General features: G+C 65.1%; 14 protein-coding genes. 6 read left to right on the top strand and 8 right to left on the bottom strand.

All coding sequences use genetic code 11. The annotated features are described in order from the left end of the window. Positions 1-138 precede the first annotated feature (138 nt). Both K1X15_RS17230 and K1X15_RS17225 read right to left on the bottom strand, forming a co-directional pair. On the bottom strand, positions 139-1,662 hold the full coding sequence (locus tag K1X15_RS17230) for a helicase HerA domain-containing protein (RefSeq protein WP_220307592.1): 1,524 nt from the start codon (positions 1,660-1,662) through the stop codon (positions 139-141). Positions 1,663-1,791: 129 nt separating this feature from the next. Further along, positions 1,792-2,415 (bottom strand): class I SAM-dependent methyltransferase, encoded by a 624-nt coding sequence (locus K1X15_RS17225; protein WP_220304819.1) that lies wholly within the window; start codon positions 2,413-2,415, stop codon positions 1,792-1,794. A gap of 96 nt (positions 2,416-2,511) precedes the next feature. Between K1X15_RS17225 and K1X15_RS17220 the strand changes: the two genes are divergently transcribed. Then, positions 2,512-3,399, top strand: coding sequence for a LysR family transcriptional regulator (locus K1X15_RS17220; RefSeq protein WP_220304818.1), 888 nt, complete (start codon positions 2,512-2,514; stop codon positions 3,397-3,399). A gap of 147 nt (positions 3,400-3,546) precedes the next feature. Here the strand turns inward: K1X15_RS17220 and K1X15_RS21465 are convergent, their stop codons facing one another. Together K1X15_RS21465 and K1X15_RS17210 are read right to left on the bottom strand one after the other, a co-directional pair. Next, positions 3,547-6,093, bottom strand: coding sequence for an ABC transporter permease (locus tag K1X15_RS21465; protein WP_220304817.1), 2,547 nt, complete (start codon positions 6,091-6,093; stop codon positions 3,547-3,549). Continuing rightward, on the bottom strand, positions 6,093-6,824 hold the full coding sequence (locus tag K1X15_RS17210) for an ABC transporter ATP-binding protein (RefSeq protein ID WP_220304816.1): 732 nt from the start codon (positions 6,822-6,824) through the stop codon (positions 6,093-6,095). The genes K1X15_RS21465 and K1X15_RS17210 overlap by 1 nt, the downstream gene beginning before the upstream one ends. Positions 6,825-6,998: 174 nt before the next feature. Between K1X15_RS17210 and K1X15_RS17205 the strand changes: the two genes are divergently transcribed. The 3 genes from K1X15_RS17205 (at position 6,999) to K1X15_RS17195 (ending at position 9,781) form a co-directional block, all read left to right on the top strand. After that, positions 6,999-7,520, top strand: a complete 522-nt coding sequence (locus K1X15_RS17205; protein ID WP_220304815.1) for a lipocalin/fatty acid-binding family protein — start codon at positions 6,999-7,001, stop codon at positions 7,518-7,520. A 179-nt stretch (positions 7,521-7,699) separates the two neighbouring features. Then, entirely contained in the window at positions 7,700-9,004 is a 1,305-nt protein-coding gene (locus K1X15_RS17200) for a Gfo/Idh/MocA family protein (RefSeq protein WP_220304814.1), read from the top strand. Between the two features lie 99 nt (positions 9,005-9,103). Then, positions 9,104-9,781: a GntR family transcriptional regulator gene (locus K1X15_RS17195; protein ID WP_220304813.1), complete on the top strand. Its 678-nt coding sequence runs from the start codon at positions 9,104-9,106 to the stop codon at positions 9,779-9,781. A 10-nt stretch (positions 9,782-9,791) separates the two neighbouring features. Here K1X15_RS17195 and K1X15_RS17190 read toward each other — a convergent pair whose 3' ends face one another. After that, positions 9,792-10,253: an SRPBCC domain-containing protein gene (locus tag K1X15_RS17190; RefSeq protein WP_220304812.1), complete on the bottom strand. Its 462-nt coding sequence runs from the start codon at positions 10,251-10,253 to the stop codon at positions 9,792-9,794. Beyond that, a complete protein-coding gene (locus tag K1X15_RS17185) occupies positions 10,250-10,603 on the bottom strand; it encodes an ArsR/SmtB family transcription factor (protein WP_220304811.1) in 354 nt (117 codons plus the stop codon). The genes K1X15_RS17190 and K1X15_RS17185 overlap by 4 nt, the downstream gene beginning before the upstream one ends. A 156-nt stretch (positions 10,604-10,759) precedes the next feature. Here K1X15_RS17185 and K1X15_RS17180 point away from each other — a divergent pair, with 156 nt between their 5' ends. Further along, complete coding sequence (locus K1X15_RS17180) at positions 10,760-11,734, top strand: aldo/keto reductase (protein WP_220304810.1); 975 nt, start codon at positions 10,760-10,762, stop codon at positions 11,732-11,734. A 6-nt stretch (positions 11,735-11,740) separates the two neighbouring features. On the opposite strand, the gene K1X15_RS17175 is transcribed toward K1X15_RS17180, so the two are convergent. Together K1X15_RS17175 and K1X15_RS17170 are read right to left on the bottom strand one after the other, a co-directional pair. Continuing rightward, positions 11,741-12,061 (bottom strand): BrnA antitoxin family protein, encoded by a 321-nt coding sequence (locus K1X15_RS17175; protein ID WP_240549536.1) that lies wholly within the window; start codon positions 12,059-12,061, stop codon positions 11,741-11,743. Then, complete coding sequence (locus K1X15_RS17170) at positions 11,997-12,299, bottom strand: BrnT family toxin (protein WP_220304809.1); 303 nt, start codon at positions 12,297-12,299, stop codon at positions 11,997-11,999. The genes K1X15_RS17175 and K1X15_RS17170 overlap by 65 nt, the downstream gene beginning before the upstream one ends. Positions 12,300-12,571: 272 nt before the next feature. Here K1X15_RS17170 and K1X15_RS17165 point away from each other — a divergent pair, with 272 nt between their 5' ends. Continuing rightward, positions 12,572-15,478, top strand: coding sequence for an insulinase family protein (locus tag K1X15_RS17165; protein WP_240549535.1), 2,907 nt, complete (start codon positions 12,572-12,574; stop codon positions 15,476-15,478). Positions 15,479-15,528: the final 50 nt, after the last annotated feature.

The raw sequence follows: 15,528 nt of genomic DNA, 5'->3' as shown, positions 1-15,528 counted from the left end.
CCCTGGCCAAGGTGACCGCGTCACCCCACCCTCATTCCCTCCCCATCAAGGGGAGGGAGGGGCAAGACCGAGCTGACTGTGTTCATCGTCTCCCTCCCGCTTGTGGGGAGGGACCAAGGGTGGGGGTGGTTTTGCCGCCTACTCCGCGGCGCCGCGCTCTTCGCTGAGCGCATCGGGGCCGTTGGGGTCGCCGGGGGCAGTTTCGACGCCGAGATCGGGGAAGGCGGCGATGCGCGCGCCGCGGAAGTCGGTGCGAAGAACGATGAGGCCGCGTTCCTCGAACCAGGTGAGCAGGCGCCGGGCGCGGCTCGAAGAGTGGGTGCCGTAGAGGCGCGCCAGGGTCGCGTCGGACGGGCAGGGGGCGCCGGTGAGCGCGGCCTGGGCGATGACGAGGAAGACGCCCTGAACGTCGTCGGTGAGGGTTTCGGACAGGCTCAATGCCTGCTGCCAGCCATCGGAGGCGGCAACCTGCTCGTCCGGAGCGACGCGGGCGACAGCAAGCAGGCGCTTGAAGGCCGGCAGGGCCGGTGGTTCGCCCGGAACGCGGCGGATGCGGCAGCGCACCAGGAAATCCTGATAGAGCACGGCGGTGGTGCGGAAGCCGGCATCGGGATCGCTCATCAGTTCGGCCATGACCGCTTCGATCATCGCCGTGCGTTCCGCCTCGTCGATTTCGGGGAAGAGCGAGACCGGCTCGTCCGGGGCTTCGGCGCGCGCCCTGGCGCGGGCCTCGGCCACCTGGGCCAAAAGCTCGTTGGTCGAGGGGGGCGGCGGCGGAGCCGGGCGGCGCACCACCGGGCGGGCCAGTTCCTCGGGGTCCTGGGTGAAGATGAGATCGGCCGCATCGGCAGGCGCCTCGGGTAGAGGCGTCAGCTTGGGGCTGGTGGAGCGGGCCGAGGTTTCGACCGGGCCGATGGTGATGGGCAGCGGGCGACGCGAAATGGCCGGGCCGAGGGCGACGAAATGGCCGCGGGCCAGGTCGCGGAACTGCTCGGCCTGGCGGCGATCCATGCCCAAGAGGTCGGCGGCGCGGGCCATGTCGATATCGAGAAAGGTGCGGCCCATGAGGAAGTTGGAGGCTTCCGCGGCGACATTCTTGGCCAGCTTGGCGAGACGCTGGGTGGCGATGACGCCAGCCAGGCCGCGCTTGCGGCCACGGCACATGAGATTGGTCATGGCGCCGAGCGAGAGTTTTCGCGCCTCGTCCGAGACCTCGCCGGCGGCGGCGGGGGCGAAGAGCTGGGCTTCGTCGACCACGACCAGCACGGGATACCAGAAGTCGCGATCGGCATCGAACATGCCGCCGAGAAAGGCGGCAGCGGCGCGCATCTGCTGCTCGACATCGAGCCCTTCGAGATTGAGCACCACCGAGACGCGGTGCTGGCGCACGCGGGCGGCGATGCGGGTCAACTCGTTCTCGGTGCGGGTGGCGTCAACGACCAGATGGCCGAAGCGGTCGGCCAGGGTGACGAAATCGCCCTCCGGGTCGATGACGCATTGCTGCACCCATTGGGCGGACTGCTCAAGCAGGCGGCGCAGCAAATGGGACTTGCCCGACCCGGAATTGCCCTGCACCAGAAGGCGCGTGGCGAGCAATTCCTCGAGGTCCATATGGGCGGGGCCGGCAGCGCGGCTTTCTCCCATGTCGATGGCGACCTGCATCATCTCTCCGGCTGGATGCGTCACATTTCCAGCGGGAAGGCGGACGCACGGCTACTTGGCATTTGCATGACCATTAGCACAGAGCGTTCCCGATTCGCCCAATCAGGGAAAGGGCGGTTCCACAAGTGATCAGCCGGGCTTGCGGGCGATGAGGAAGACGGCGGCCTTCGGCTTGGGATGCCAATCATGCTCGATGGTGAAGCCGGCGCCGGTGATGGCGTCGCGTAATTGCCCGTGGGTCATGACATTGAGCATGGGCAGGAGGCCAAACCTGCGGCCCAGGGGCGCGATGGCACCGAGCCAGCGCATGCTGTCGCCGATGCAGGCCGTGCTGGAGACGAAATAGCCGCCGGGCTTGAGGATCTCGAAGACCCGGGCGATGACGGCGTCGCGGTCTTCGAGCAGGTGCAGGATGGACATGCCGAGCACCATGTCATAGCTGGCCGGCGCGATGGTCATGCCGGTGATGTCGCCCTGTTCGAAGGTGACATTGTCGATGCCCGCCTCACTGGCGCGGGCGCGGGCCTTGTCGAGCATGCGGGCGGAAAAATCCACGGCGCGGACATGGCGGACATGGGGCGCGTGCTGAATGGCGGTGCCGCCGGTGCCGCAGCCGAATTCGAAGAGGTCCATGTCCGGGGTGAGCAGGGCCTGGGTGCGCGCCAGCTTGGTGCGATAGGCCTGTTCATCGGCAATGGGCTGGGCGGCGTATTTCTCGGCCATCCTGTCCCAGAATGCGCTGAGTTCTGCCATGGCGTGCTCCTGCATCCTTCATTCCAGGGCCAAGACTAGCGGCTGGGCGACAAAAACAAAATTGCAGAAATAGGCAGAAGACCTATACATCAGCGTATGAATGATCAGCCCAATATGCCGGACTGGAACCAGATGCGCGCCCTGTTGGCGACGGTGGAGACTGGCTCGCTCTCGGCAGCGGCCAAGCGGCTGGGCCTGACCCAGCCAACGCTGGGGCGGCAGGTGGCGGCGCTGGAGGAGAGCCTGGGGCTGGTGATCTTCGAGCGGGTGGGGCGAAGCCTGGTGCTGACCGAGGCGGGGCAGCAGCTGATGACGGCGCTGCGCGAGATGGGGGCGGCGGCCGAACGGGTGACACTGTCGGCGGCGGCGCAGTCGCAATCGATCGAGGGCGTGGTGCGGATCACCGCGGCCGATATCTATGCCGGCCATGTGCTGCCGCCGGTGCTCGAGAAGATCCAGGCCGTGGCGCCGGCCATCCGCATCGAGGTGCTGGCCACCGGGTCGATCAGCGACCTGTTGCGACGGGAGGCCGATATCGCCATCCGGCATGTGCGGCCCGACCAGGACGGGCTGATCGCCCGGCGCTGCAAGGACACGGCGGCCTTCGTCTATGGGACGCCGGCGCTGTTGGACAGGCTGGGGCGGCCGCAGACCGGGGACGAACTGGCGCGGGGGAAATTTGTCGGTCCGCTGCAGGGCAATGACGATTTCATTGCCGAGATGGCGCGGCGCGGGGTGAAGCTGGGGCCGGAGAATTTTCCCTTTGCCACCCAGAGTGGCATGACCGGCTGGGAATGGGTGCGCAGGGGCATGTGCCTCGGAGCCATGGTGGAGGCCGTCGCCCGGCTGACGCCGGAGGTGACGGTGGCGGTGCCGTCGATCCCGCCGATCCCAGTGCCGGTCTGGATGGTGACGCATCGGGAACTGCATACCAGCCGGCGCATCCGGCTGGTGTTCGACATGCTGGTGGAGTTCTTTTCGTGAACATCTCTTGACGCTGCGTCGGCGTTTGCCACGTCACCCCACCCTCAATCCCTCCCCATCAAGGGGAGGGATGCAAAGGACCGCGCCGCTCGTGGTCATCGTCTCCCTCCCCCTTGTGGGGAGGGATCAAGGGTGGGGGTGTACTTCTTAGAGATCGCGCAGCAACAGGGCCGGCCGGGTGGAGACGGCGCGCCAGATGGTCATGGCCCCCAGAAGGGCGGTGATGGCAATGGCGACGAGCAGCACCACCAGGATGATGTCGAGCTTGATAGTAAACTGCACCGCCAGCATCAGCCCGCTTACCACCCGGCCCAGCCCGACGCCGACCACCAAGGCGGGCATGGCGGCCAGCAGCGCCAGCAGCAGATATTGCAGCGCGGCGGTGGCAACCAGTTCGAGGCGGGTGGCGCCGAGTACCTTGGTGATGACGGCATCGGCCTCGCGCTGGCGGCGCCCGGTGGCAAGGCTCCCGATCAGCACCAGGAGACCATTGCCCACCGCCAGGCCGCCGACCAGGGTCGCGGCGAAGGAGAGCTGGCCCAGGGCGTCGGTGACCTGCTTGAGGGTGTCGCCCACGGCGATGAAGCGGATATCGGGCAGTTCGGTGGCGAGGAGACGGGCGACGGCATCCTCGGCGCCGGGGGCCGCGGTGACGGCGGCGAAGAGGGTGGTGGGATAATTGTCGAGCACGCCGGGGGAGAAGGTGACGAGAAAATCGATGCCGCCTTGCCAGGAATAGTCGCGGAAGCTGGTGATGGTGGCGGTGACCGGCTCGCCGAAGATGGAGAAGGTGAGCGTGTCGCCCAGCTCGACCCCGAGGCCGTTGCGCAGGCTCTGGTGCAGGCTGACCTGCGCCGGTCCGGTATAATCGGCGGGCCACCATTGCCCATCGGTGACGCGCGAGGAGGACGGCAGATGGGTGCGGAAGGTCAGCGGTACTTCGCCGGCGAGCAGGAAGGTGGCTTCCGGGCCGCGGGTGACGAGGTCGGCGGCCGGGATGTCCCTGACGGATGTGAGGCTGCCGCGCAGCATCGGGGTGGAGACGAAGCGGCTCATACCATTGCCGGCAGCGGCAAGGGTCTCGAGCTGTTCGACCTCGTCGGGGAAGAGGTCTGAGCCGACCAGGGTCGGCGCATCGAAGGCGGAGGCGCCCAGGAATTCCTGCTGCAGATTGGCCTGCATGACCAGCACCACGATCAGCATGGCCAGCGCCATGCCGGCCGAAACGGCCACGGTGGCGGCATTCTGCCCGGCGGCGGCGATATTGCGCAAAGCATGGCGCCAGATGCGTGGCCCGCGATCGGGCAGGTGGCCCAGCCCGGCCTGGACCAGCCGGATGAAGAGCTGGAAGACAATGGCACCCAGCGCGCTGGCGAGGCCAAAGGCGGCGACGAGCGCGGGATCGCCGGTCATCAGCCAGGCGAGCAGGAAGAAGGCCAGGATAGCCAGCAGCAGCGGCAGTACCTGCGGGGACAGCAGCAGCGCGCCCCATTCGACCGGCGGCGCATCGAGCCCTTTGGAGCGGAACAGCAGCACCGGGCGGATCGCCTGCGCCTGCTGCAGCGGCAGATAGGCAAAGGCGAAGGCGGTGACGAGGCCGGTTCCCGCGGCCACCAGCAGCGGCTGCAGGTGAATGGCGGGGGCGAGCGGGATACCGACAGCCGCGCCGATCGAGGGCAGGATGAACCAGGCGACGCTGGCCCCGGCCACCAGGCCGATGCCGACACCGACAATGGCCAGCGCCGAGACCTGGGCGAGGAAATGGATGAAGACGCGGCTGCGCGTGGCGCCAATGGAGCGCAGCACCGCGATGACGCCGGAGCGTTCGGCGATATAGGCGCGCATGCCGGTCCAGACGCTGACGCCGCCGATCAGCAGCGAGCCAAGGCCGACAATGACGAGGAAACGCATGAAGAGGTCATAATAGCGCACCATCTGCCCCAGCCCGTCGCGGGCGGAGCGCACGGTCCAGCCGCTATCGCCGAAGCGCTCGGTGGCGCTGACCAGTCCGGCCTCGATATTGCGGTCGGTGAGCAGGATCTTGTAGCGGTACCAGGTGCCCAGGCCCGGCAGGGGCGAGGTGCGGTCGCTGACCACGCCAAAGCCATCGGTGCTGATCAGGGTGGGCAGGCCGAGGCGGAAGCCGCGCACCGGCGCGTCGGGCAATTGCAGCAGGGTGCCGCGCACGGAAAATTCGGTGCCGCCCAAGGCGAACTGATCGCCAATGCCAATGCCGAGCTGGTCGAGCATGATGCCATCGACAAGGGCTCCCGGCATGCCGTCCTCTTCGGCCAGGAAAGCGAAGACATCGGTCCCCGGGGGCAGTTGCGGGCTGCGCACGGCGCCGAGCAGCGGATAGCCGTCGCCGACGGCGCTGACATCGGCAAAGGCCTCGTCGGTGAAGGTCTCGGCGCGCAGATTGGTATCGATGACCGAGACGACCTGGCCCAGCGCCTGCATGGCGGCCAGTTCCTCGGCATTGGCGAGGCGGTCGGCGCGGGAGAGCTCGATATCGCCACCCATGATCTCGGCGGCGCCCACTTCGATGGCCTGGGTAATGCTGGTGCCGACCGAATTGACGCCGGCGATGAGAGCGGTGCCCACGGCCAGGCACACCACCAGCAGCAGGAAGCGCCGCAGGTCGCCCCGCATGTCGAGCAGGCCCGTGCGGATGGCCGGCCAGGCGGCGCGCATCACTTCACCGCCTTGGCTTTGGCCGGCCGGGCCCGGGGAGCCGTGGTTTCGGTCAGCTGGCCCTGGGTCATGGTGAAGACGCGGTCGGCACGGGCGGCAAGGGCCGGATCATGGGTGATCAGCACGACGGCGGTATTGTTGCGGCGCGCCAGGTCGAACATCAGCTCGACCACGATGGCGCCGGTCTTCTGGTCGAGATTGCCGGTCGGCTCGTCGGCCAGCAGCAGGGGCAGGTTGGCGACCGTGGCGCGGGCGAGGCCCACGCGCTGCTGTTCGCCGCCCGAAAGAGCGGTGGGGCGATGGTCGAGCCGGTCACCCAGGCCCACCGCGGCCAGCGCGGCCGCGGCCTTGTCGCGAATCTGGGCCATGGACAGGTCGGGCTCGGCGATTTCGAGCGCCAGACCGACATTGTCGAGCGCGGTCAGCGAGGGGATGAGGTGAAAGCTCTGGAAGACGATGCCCAGCGTGTGGCGGCGGAACCGGGCCAGGGCATCCTCGTTCATGCCGCCCAGTTCGGCGCCATTGACCGTGACCGTGCCGCCGGTGGCCTTTTCGAGCCCGGCCAGCAGCATCAGCAGCGAGGTCTTGCCGCTGCCCGAGGGCCCGACAATGGCGATGACCTCGGCCGGTGCAACGGTGAGGGAAACCTTGCGCAGGATATTGAGCGGACGCCCGGCAATCTCCAGGCTGTAGTCCACGTCGCGTGCGTCGATGATCGGTCCAGAAGTCATGACCGGCTTTCCCCCTCCTTGCCCCAGCGTGGTCGCGCATGCGCCACACTGCGGTTTTCACCCCATAGTGGTTTGTTGATTCGTAACAATGCCGTCAATCGCAGGATATATTTACTGGTGCTGGCGCTAGAGTGCTGGCAGACATGTTAGCGAATGCGCATTGAGGGGGTAAACGTGACGAACTGGCTGCGGGCCGCATTGGTAGCATTGACCTTTCTGGCACCGGTCGTCGGACCGGCACATGTGCAGGCGTCGAACGGGGAGCTTGCACTGCTCTCATCCTATATCGGAAACTGGCGCGGCGAAGGCGCCCTGGTGGGGGGCGACAAGCCCGAGCCGTTCCGCTGCCGTCTCGGCGTGTCACAGGGCAACCAGCTCAAGATCAACTATACGGGGCGGTGCACGCTGGTAAACGCCACGCTCTCGATCAGCGGTACGATTGCCTATAATGACGATGCCCGCCGCTATGAGGCGGTGATGAGTTCCAATGCCGGCTATACGGGCCTTGCCATAGGACGGCAGTCGAACAGCAGCATCAGCTTCGACCTGCGTGAGCAGCAAAAGGACAGGGCCGGCAGCGATGTGCGGATCGGCGCCCGTATCCTTCTCATCAATGACAGTATCACTGTCGATTTCGAGGTCGAGTTCAACAATTCGGGCGAGATCCTGACCGCTTCGGTGCCGTTCAGCCGCTGATCCGAGGGCCTGTCCCGCAGGTATTGGCGGGGGCGACCTGGTGCGTTCAGCGCGCGCCGGGGCATGTGGTCATGCTGCTCGCCGATTGACAGCGCGGCCGCTTTGGTCAATCTTGTATGGAAGATTGAACCGACCGGTTCAGGCCTCCCAATCCTCAAGACCATAGACCCCGGACTATCATGAAATACGCAATCGTCGGCACTGGCGGCCGGCACCAGATGTTCCGCGACGCGGTGACCCAGACCCATGCCGAAACCGCCGAACTGGTCGGGCTGTGCGATGTCAATCAGAGCCGGCTGGCCCTGTCGGCCGGCAAGGTGCCGGCCAAGGGCGGCAATGGGGTCGCGACCTATCTGGCCGAAGACTTCGATGCCATGCTCGACGAGCAGAAGCCCGATACGGTGATCGTCACCGTGCCCGACTATCTGCACGACGAATATATCGTGCGCGCGCTGCGGGCGGGCAAGAACGTGATGACCGAAAAGCCGATGACCATCGACCTGGCGCGGCTGAAGCGCATCATCGATGTGCAGCGCGAAACCGGCAAGAAGGTCACCGTCACCTTCAACTATCGCTATTCGCCGGCGCGCACGCAGCTCAAAGAGATATTGATGAGCGGCACGATCGGGGAGATCACCGCGGTCGATTTCCGCTGGTATCTCGATCGGGTGCATGGCGCGGATTATTTCCGCCGCTGGCACCGCTACAAGGACAAGTCCGGCGGGCTCCTGGTGCACAAGTCGACGCACCATTTCGACCTTCTGAACTGGTGGGTCGGCTCGACGCCCAAGACGGTGTCGGCGACCGGGAAGTTGGATTTCTACACGCCGGAAATGGCGGTCAAGCTGGGGCTTGAGGGCCATGGCGAGCGCTGCCACACCTGCCCGGTGGCGGACAGATGCGCCTTCCGCATGGACCTTGAGGCGGACGAACCGCTCAAGCAGCTCTATCTCGATGCTGAGAATGATGACGGCTACTGGCGCGACAAATGCGTGTTCGCCGACGACATCACCATCGAGGATACCATGCAGGTGCAGGCCCAATATGCCTCGGGCACCTCGCTCAACTACACGCTGGTGGCCTATTCGCCCTGGGAAGGGCTGGAGGTGAAGTTCCACGGCACCAAGGGTGAGCTGACGCACAAGCATATCGAGGTGCATGGCGTATTTGCCGGCGGGCATCGCGAGCGCTGCGGCGCCGAGGATGTCGAGGCCATGAGCACCGAACTGCACCTGGCAGGCGAATTGCCGAAAAAGCTCGATGTGTGGACGGGCAAGGGCAGCCATGGCGGCGCCGACCCGATCATGCTGGGCTATCTGTTCGACCCCAATGGCATGCCGGAGGACAAATATGGGCGCGCGTCGGACCAGGTGGCCGGTGCCTGGTCGATCCTGACCGGCATTGCGGCGAACCGGTCCATTGCTGCCAAGGGTGCGCGCATCGAGGTCGACCAGATGCTCAAGGAGGCCGGAATCGTGCTTTAGGACCTGGTTTGGGGGCAGAATCCTGTGGATGCTGCCCCCGCCGGGGGAGCCTTCCCGCCCGCAAGGCAGCAAGGTCGAGGCTGGGGGGAATCAGGAACCATGACGGCACAGGTGCCCGAGACCAATACTGAAACCATGGCGATGCGGGTCGTCACCGCCTTGCGCGACGACATCGTGACCATGAGCATGAAGCCCGGCGACGTGATTTCGGAAAGCGATATCGCCAAGCGCTATGGGGTGTCGCGCCAGCCTGTGCGCGAGGCCTTCATCCGCCTGGCGCAGCAGGGCCTGCTGCTGATCCGGCCCAAGCGCGCGACCGTGGTCAAGAAGATCTCGCCCGATGGCGTGCGCCAGAGCCGGTTCATCCGCGAAAGCATCGAGGTCGAGATCATCCGTCGCGTAGCCGCGCATCCGGGCAAGGAAGCGGCCGAAGTGCTGGAAAAGCTGATTGCCGACCAGGAGGCCGCATCATCCGCCAATGACAGCCGGCGCTTCCACAAGCTCGACGAGCTGTTCCACCGCACGCTGGCCCGGCTGGCGGGGGTGGAATATGCCTGGCAGCTGATCGACGACCACAAGATGCAGCTCGACCGGGTGCGCTATCTGACGCTGGGCGTCTCTTCCAGCCAGCGCGCCATTGCCGAACACAAGCAAATTGCCGAAGCGGTGGCCAAGGGCGATGTGGTCGGCGCAGAAGCCGCGATGCGGGCGCATCTGGCGCGGGCCGAAGTGCTGCTGGGCCAGACCATCGAGGATTTCCCGGACTATTTCGAATAGGCCGATGGGGCTACGAGGCGGGAGTTGCTGCCGGGCATGCGGCGCGCTCGGCATAGAGGCCCAGCACCATGATCCAGCCGGTTTCGTAATTGTCGCGCATGGTGGTCGCCAGATCGCCGCGCCGTTCCCAATTGCGGTGTTCGAGCACCAGACGCGTGCCGGTGGCGGATGGCGTGAACCAGATTTCAAGCTCGGTGCTCTGGGCGGGGTCGTGGCCGGGATGCCAATCGATGAGCACGCGGGCGCCTTCCTCGATGGCCAGAATGGTGCCCCAATGGGCAATGGCGCCATCGGGGCCCTGTTCGAGGATGCGGCCGCCGACCCTGGGCTCGACCGTGCAACCCCGGGCGGCCGCTTCCCACACCGAATGGGTCAGGAGCGGCCACCATTCGCCCATGCGCCGCAGGAAGAGATCGAAGGCGAGGGCCGGCGCCAGCGGCACGGTCAATTCGTGGCGGACAGGGGCGATCAATTCGGCTTCCTCCCTTTGGCATGTTCGATGAGGGCGGCGGCCTGGAAGGCGGCCAGCACATCGGTCCAGAAGCTGTCGACATAGGTGCGCAGCACCTGAAGCCCCGCGGGGTCGATAGCGTAGAAATTGTTGCGGCCCATTTTGTGTGCCCGCACCAGGCCCGCCGCGCCCAGCACCTTGAGATGCTGCGAGATGGCGGGGCGGCTGACGGCATGGTCGGCCGCGATGGCGCTGACGCTGCGGGGACCGGCGCGCAGCGATTCCAGGACCCGGCGTCTTGTCGGATCGGTTATCGCCGAGAGGACGGTTCCGATGTCGATCTGGCTATTTTCAGGGCTTTGAACTTGCATGATAAGTAAGTATACACTTACGTATGTAGCCAGTCAATGGGCGGGAACTGGGGCGGGCATGGCGCGCTGTTCTTGCCTTGGCGGGTCCGCAGGGCGTAAGCGGGGGAGCGATGGGCGCCACGGCGCATTGTGGTTGGGATGAACAGGGAGACGGGCATGAAGACGCGGCGACTGGGCAAGACGGGCTATGAGGTCAGCGAGATCGGTCTGGGCTGCTGGCAGCTGGGCGGGGATTTCGGCCCGGTGGGCGACGAGACGGCGGACGCCATTCTCGGGCATGCGCTCAATGCCGGCATCACCTTCTGGGATACGGCCGATGTCTATGGCGGGGGGCTGAGCGAGAGCCGCATCGGCGCCCATGCCAAGGGTCCCAATGTACGCGTGGCCACCAAGCTGGGGCGCGGGGGCGGGCTTTTTCCGGACAATTACAGCAAGCAGGGCGTGCGCGAGAGCCTCCTGGGGTCGGCCAAGCGGCTGGGCGTGCAGTCGCTGGACCTGGCGCAGCTGCATTGCGTGCCCACCCAAGTGCTGCGCGATGGCGCGATCTTTGGCTGGATGGACGAGCTCCAGGCCGAGGGGCTGGTGCGCCATTGGGGGGCGAGCGTCGAGACTATCGAGGAAGGCCTGATCTGCCTCGAGCAGCCGGGTTGCGCGACCCTGCAGATCATCTTCAACCTGTTCCGCCAAGATGCGGCCAAGGAATTGCTGCCCAAGGCGGCGGAAAAGGATGTCGGCATCATCGTGCGCCTGCCGCTGGCAAGCGGGCTGTTGAGCGGCAAATATGACAAGGGTACGCGCTTTGAGGAGAGCGACCATCGCAATTACAATCGCGACGGCGCGGCCTTTTCGGTGGGCGAGACCTTTTCGGGCATTCCCTTCGAGCGCGGGGTGGAACTGGTGCAGACGCTCAAGGGCTTTGCGCCCGAAGGTGTGCCGATGAGCCAGTTCGCGCTGCGGTGGATTCTCGATCATCCGCAGGTGTCGACCGTCATTGCGGGCGTTTCCAAGCCCGAGCAGATCGCCGACAATGTCGAGGCCAGCGACCGCAAGAGCCTGTTCCCGGCGCTGATCAAGCAGCTTGGCGAATGGTATGAGACCGAGGTGAAGCCGGAGATCCGCGGCGGGGTGTGATGCCGATCAACTCGCGCGACGGGAGGACTTCTTGCCGTCCTCATTTTCAGGGGTGGCGCCCTGATGCGCCTTCACATAGGCCTTGAGCACATTCTGCATGCGCGTGAGGTGGCCCTTGCCCTGGCGTTTGAAGAACTCAAAGACTTCGGAGTCGAGCTTGAGGTGGACAGAAGTCGTGCCCTTGGGCTCAACCCACACCGCATTCTTCCAGAACTCCTCACCGAGTTCGGGGCCTTCGGGGGCATTGGGGTTGTGATAGAGTTCACCCCTGTCCTTCATCAGTCGAATTTCGGCGAGCGTAGCCCGCTTCATATTTTTCTCGGTCACGTCGACCTCCTCTCCAGGCAGAAATCAGCCTGGTCATGCCGTTCCGTTCGGCATGGATGAGGACATAGCAGGTGTCATCCACGTAGCCGATGGATCGGAAACGGCGCTCGCCATAGTCAAATCGAACATCACGTTCCGTGAGAACCCAGCTCTCGAAAATGAGTAAGGCCTCCAGAATATCAACCTGATGCTTCTCGATATTCGAGAGTCGTTTGTTCTCGTCCCATTCGAATTCCACTGCGAGCTCCCGACTGGTCTAGATTTCGATTCCTCATCTCTCCGAAAACTAGACACGCGGAGGCGGCACAATCGCCGGGCGGGTGCATTTCGTGTACACGAAAAGTGTACACGCGTCAATACTCGACCTGCCGATCGAGCATGGCTCCCATGGTAATCTCACCCAAGTTCGCTCCATTAGCGTAAACTTGCCCTTGGCCGTTCGAAGCCCTAGCGGATCACCCCGGCCATACCTAGGTTAGGGCCAGTTAGAAATCCAAGAAGAGTAGCCTGATGTCCCACCCCGCGTTCGAGCTTGTCCGTGACGAGACCATTGCCGAGATCAATTCGCAGGCGCTGCTCTATCGGCACAGGAAGACCGGGGCGGAGGTGCTGAGCCTGGTCAACCAGGACGAGAACAAGGTGTTCGGCATCACCTTCAAGACACCGCCCGAGGATTCGACCGGGATCGCGCATATCCTGGAACATTCCGTGCTGTGCGGAAGCCGGAAATATCCGGTCAAGAAGCCCTTCGTGGAATTGCTGAAGGGGTCGATGCACACCTTCCTCAACGCCATGACCTATCCCGACAAGACGGCCTATCCGGTGGCGAGCCAGAACCTCAAGGATTTCTATAACCTCGTCGATGTGTATCTCGACGCGGTGCTGTTTCCACTGATCACCGAAGACACGTTCAGCCAGGAAGGCTGGCATTACGAGCTGGAAAGCGCAGAGGCGCCGCTGGTCTATAAGGGCGTAGTGTTCAACGAGATGAAGGGCGTCTATTCCTCGCCCGATTCGGTGATGCACACCCAGACGCAGACGGCGCTCTATCCCGATACCACCTATGGCAAGAGTTCCGGCGGCGACCCGAAAGTCATCCCCGAGCTGACCTATGAGCAGTTCAAGCGCTTCCACCAGACCTATTACCACCCGTCCAATGCGCGGGTGGTGTTTTCGGGCGACGATGCGCCGGAAAAGCGGCTCGCCATTCTCGATGACTTCTTCAGCCAGTTCGAGCGGCTCGATGTCGATGCCGAGGTGAAGCTGCAGCCGCGCTGGAACGCGCCGCGCAAGGTTCGTGGCACCTATGCCGGGACCATCGATGCGGAAAAGCGCCGCGACGGCATGGCGTCGGTCAACTGGATGCTGGACCCGCCCGAGAGCCGGGAGGAAACGCTGAGCCATGGGCTGCTGAGCTACCTGCTGGCCGGCAATTCGGCGGCGCCGCTGCGCAAGAAGCTCAATGAGAGCGGGCTGGGCGAAGGCGTGATCGGGGGCGGCATCTCCAGCTATCTGCGCCAGCCCATGGGCGGGTTCGGGCTCAAGGGCATCGATCCGGCCGACGCCGACAAGGTCGAAAAGCTGGTGCTCGATACGCTGGCCGAGATTGCCGAAACCGGCTTTTCCCAAGAGCATCTGGAAGCCGCGCTCAACACGTTCGAATTCAATTTGCGCGAGCAGAACACCGGCTCCTATCCGCGCGGCATGAGCTATATGTTCACTGCGCTCGGCGGCTGGCTGCATGGCGATGATCCGATGAACGCGCTGGTGTTCGAGGAGGCGCTGGCCACGCTCAAGGACAAGGCGGCCTCGGGGCATTTCGAAACGGAAATCCGGCGGTTGTTCCTGGACAATCCGCATCGCCTGACCTCGGTCATCGAGGCCGATCCGGAGCAGGGCGCACGTGAGGCCAGGGCCGAGGCCGACAAGCTGGCGGAAGTGCGGGCCGGGCTGGACGAGGATGCACTGGCCCAGGTGGTGGAGCGGTCCGAGCGGCTGAAGGCGCTGCAGGAGGCGGTGGATCGTCCGGAGGATCTGGCGAAGATCCCGACGCTGACGCTCAAGGATCTCGACCGCGATATCCGTACGGTGCCCACCGAGGAAAGCGTCGTGGCCGGGGCGCGCATGCTCTACCATGATCTGCCGACGCTGGGCATTCTGTACCTCGATCTCGGCTTTGACCTGCATGTGCTGGACAAGAGCCTTTTGCCCTATTTGCCGCTGTTCGGGCGGGCCCTGCTGCAGACCGGGACCAGCAGGGAAGATTTCGTTTCCCTCACCCAGCGCATCGGCCGCACGACGGGCGGCATTGCCCAGCATCGCGGACTGGCGACGCGCCAGGATGGAGCGGGCACGGCGGCGTGGTTCTTCCTTTCGGGCAAGGCGGTGCCCGATAAGTTTGAGGCCATGCTGGAGATCATGGGCGACGTGCTGGGCGATGCGCGGCTGTCCAACCGCGAGCGGTTCCGCCAGATGGCGCTGGAGGAAAAGGCCGGCATGGAGGCGCGGCTGGTGCCCGCGGGCAATGGGTTTGCCGACATGCGCATCAAGGCGGGGCTGACCGAAGCCGGGTGGATTTCCGAGCAGATGAGCGGGGTCAGTTATCTCGCTTTCCTCAAGGAGCTGGTCAAGCGCGTCGATAGCGACTGGCCGAGCGTCGAGGCGGCGCTGGTGCGGATCCGTGACACGCTGTTCAATCGCGGCCGCATGGTGGTCAATCTGACCGCCGAGGGATCACTGTGGGGCGCGGCGCGGTCTGCACTGGAGACGTTTGCAGGCAGCCTGCCGGACCGGCAGATGCCGGACGCCGACTGGCGCCATGATTTTGCGCCGCGCAATGAGGGGCTGATCATTCCGGCGCAGGTGAACTATGTGGGCAAGGGCGCCAATCTCAAGGCGCTCGGCTTCTCGCTGACGGCGGCCTCGGCGGTGGCGCTGCGGCTGCTCAACACCACCTATCTCTGGGACAAGGTGCGGGTGCAGGGCGGGGCCTATGGCGGGTCAAGCCGGTTCGATCTGTCATCGGGCAATTTCGCCTTCCTCTCCTATCGCGACCCGAACCTGTTGAAGACGCTCGATGCCTATGACGGCGCGGCGAAGGCTCTGCGGGCCGACATCGGCGAGACCGACCTGGTGCGTTCGGTGATCGGCGTGGTGGGTGATCTCGATCGGCCCGAATTTCCCGATGCCAAGGGCTATTCGGCCATGTGGCGCCTGCTCAACGGCACGACGGACGCCTTGCGGCAGCAGCGGCGCGACGAAATCCTCAATACCAGCCGGGCCGATTTCCTGGCGCTGGCCGAGGCTCTCGATGCGGTGGCCGAGAGCGGCCATGTGGTGGTGCTGGGCGGCGAGGCGGCGATCAACGCCGCCAATGAGAAGCGCCCGGGACTGCTCGAGGTCAGCAAGGCGGTCTAGCCCCTCCCGGCGTCGCTGGCCGACGGCGACCCAAGGGAACGGGGTGGCCC

This window comes from Devosia salina (genome assembly GCF_019504385.1).
Taxonomy (GTDB): domain Bacteria; phylum Pseudomonadota; class Alphaproteobacteria; order Rhizobiales; family Devosiaceae; genus Devosia; species Devosia salina.
The sequence above is the reverse complement of the archived record's forward strand: the minus strand, read 5'-3'. Positions and strand labels throughout refer to the sequence as shown.

Excerpts from the sequence above, each read along its gene's own strand:
- K1X15_RS17230 (WP_220307592.1), bottom strand. The coding sequence starts at position 1,662 with ATGCAGGTCGCCATCGACATGGGAGAAAGCCGCGCTGCCGGCCCCGCC.
- K1X15_RS17225 (WP_220304819.1), bottom strand. The coding sequence starts at position 2,415 with ATGGCAGAACTCAGCGCATTCTGGGACAGGATGGCCGAGAAATACGCC.
- K1X15_RS17220 (WP_220304818.1), top strand. The coding sequence starts at position 2,512 with ATGAATGATCAGCCCAATATGCCGGACTGGAACCAGATGCGCGCCCTG.
- K1X15_RS21465 (WP_220304817.1), bottom strand. The coding sequence starts at position 6,093 with ATGCGCGCCGCCTGGCCGGCCATCCGCACGGGCCTGCTCGACATGCGG.
- K1X15_RS17210 (WP_220304816.1), bottom strand. The coding sequence starts at position 6,824 with ATGACTTCTGGACCGATCATCGACGCACGCGACGTGGACTACAGCCTG.
- K1X15_RS17200 (WP_220304814.1), top strand. The coding sequence starts at position 7,700 with ATGAAATACGCAATCGTCGGCACTGGCGGCCGGCACCAGATGTTCCGC.
- K1X15_RS17195 (WP_220304813.1), top strand. The coding sequence starts at position 9,104 with ATGACGGCACAGGTGCCCGAGACCAATACTGAAACCATGGCGATGCGG.
- K1X15_RS17185 (WP_220304811.1), bottom strand. The coding sequence starts at position 10,603 with ATGCAAGTTCAAAGCCCTGAAAATAGCCAGATCGACATCGGAACCGTC.
- K1X15_RS17180 (WP_220304810.1), top strand. The coding sequence starts at position 10,760 with ATGAAGACGCGGCGACTGGGCAAGACGGGCTATGAGGTCAGCGAGATC.
- K1X15_RS17165 (WP_240549535.1), top strand. The coding sequence starts at position 12,572 with ATGTCCCACCCCGCGTTCGAGCTTGTCCGTGACGAGACCATTGCCGAG.